The 1,251-nt window shown below is 41.4% G+C and carries 1 protein-coding gene and 1 pseudogene; both read right to left on the reverse strand.

What is annotated here, in order from left to right:
- Positions 1-549: LON peptidase substrate-binding domain-containing protein (locus A3738_RS20700; protein WP_197473937.1), on the reverse strand; the 549-nt coding region annotated here is incomplete at its 3' end.
- Between the two features lie 149 nt (positions 550-698).
- A pseudogene (locus A3738_RS20705) lies at positions 699-1,251 on the reverse strand (AAA family ATPase); the annotation flags it as partial.

Genomic DNA, 1,251 nt, shown 5'->3' on the forward strand with positions numbered 1-1,251 from the left:
CTTATCTGAGATCTTCATCTCTAAATGTGTCGCAATCGTATCAATCAAACGCAAAGGCTCTTCAATCGAGGACAATGTGCTCACGACTTCATTCGGAACCTTCTTACTAACCTTAGCGAATTTTTCAAACTCACTAACCAACGCACTTGCCAGCGCTTGAAGCTCAACACCCTCAGGAATATTTTCAACAAGGTCATGTATTTGCGCTGAGACGAACTCTTCTTCATTAATCGCATCAACGACAACTCGCTTTTCACCCTCAACCAAAACTTTTACTGTACCATCCGGCAATTTGAGCATTTGCAAAATGGTGGCGAGCGTTCCAACGCGATACAACTCATCGATGCCCGGATCCTCATGATTAGCTTCTTTTTGAGTTACAAGAAGGAGTTTTTTACCCGCCTCCATAGCGGCCTCCAATGCTTGAATAGATTTTTCTCTACCCACAAACAAAGGCGCAACCATAGACGGAAATACAACTACATCTCGAAGCGGCAACATAGGTAAACCTACCACTTCATTTTCAACCTTATTTTCTNTCTCACTCATTAATTGCATCTCCTACTCGCGTGAATATTTTGTAGATATGGGCAAACAGCATATTTACAAGGAGGCTAGTCCAACAAAAAAAGAAATCATTTTTAAATACGAAAAAACCAGCCGATTGGCTGGTTTTTTAATCAAATACTAAGACAGAATTATTCAGGCATTGCTTTCGCCTGATCTTTATTGTCGTAAATGCGAATAGGATCAGTCTCGCCTTCTATAACACTCTCATCTACCACAATCTTGCTTATACCATCTTCAGATGGTACGTGATACATGGTATCGAGCAATACATTTTCTAATATTGAACGCAATCCTCGAGCTCCCGTTTTTCGCTCCATTGATTGCCGTGCGACCGCTCTAAGCGCATCTTCACGAAAATCAACTTCGACACCTTCCATTTCAAACAATTGCTGATACTGCTTAGTGAGCGAATTCTTTGGTTCAGTTAGAATTTGCATCAATGCATCTTCATCCAATTCGTTGAGCGTCGCCACAACTGGCAAGCGACCAATAAACTCGGGAATCAAACCATATCGAACTAGATCTTCTGTCTGGACATCAGACAAAGTCTCGCCAACCGATTTTGTCGTTTCTTTGCTTTTGACTGTCGCACTGAAACCAATACTACTTTTCTCAGATCGATCCTGAATAACCTTATCCAAACCAGCAAACGCACCACCACAAATGAATAGAATATTAGAG

The organism is Oleiphilus sp. HI0066 (genome assembly GCF_001635725.1).